Consider the following 525-nt stretch of genomic DNA (forward strand, 5'->3'; position numbering starts at 1 on the left):
CCCGAGACGGCGCGCGACATCGGCTGCGATCGCGTTGCGATCGGACATGGCGGCCATCGCCATCGCCAGCGTTGCCTTGTCCATCTTGCGGGGTCGCCCTCCCATGCGCCCCCGCGCGCGTGCCGCGGCAAGGCCGGCCTGTGTGCGCTCGGCGATCAACTCGCGCTCGAACTCTGCAAAAGCGGCGAAGATGCCAAAGGCTAGGCGGCCGTTGGCGGTGGTGGTGTCAATCTGCGCGCCGGCGCCGGTCAGTACCTTCAACCCAATGCCGCGCTCACGCAGCGCCTCGGCGGTGATGACCAGATGCCGAAGGTCGCGCCCGAGGCGGTCAAGTTTCCAGAGGACCAGTGTATTACCGGGCTGCAACGCCTTGAGGCAGGCGGTCAGGCCGGGGCGCGCATCATGGCGACCCGAAGCGAGATCCTCATAAATGCGTGAGGGATCGACGCCGGCGGCGAGCAGCGCATCGCGCTGTGGTGCCAGCGTCTGCGATCCGTCAGCCTTGGACACCCTCACATATCCGAT

At 67.2% G+C, this 525-nt stretch carries 1 protein-coding gene; it reads right to left on the bottom strand.

Annotation, left to right across the window (positions count from 1 at the left end; genetic code table 11):
- Window positions 1–525 (bottom strand): recombinase family protein (locus tag AACY49_RS30320; RefSeq protein ID WP_339527948.1); only part of this gene is annotated, 525 nt, incomplete at both ends.

Origin of the sequence: Pseudomonas sp. EL_65y_Pfl2_R96 (genome assembly GCF_963970905.1) — a bacterium.
Taxonomy (GTDB): Bacteria; Pseudomonadota; Gammaproteobacteria; order Pseudomonadales; family Pseudomonadaceae; genus Aquipseudomonas.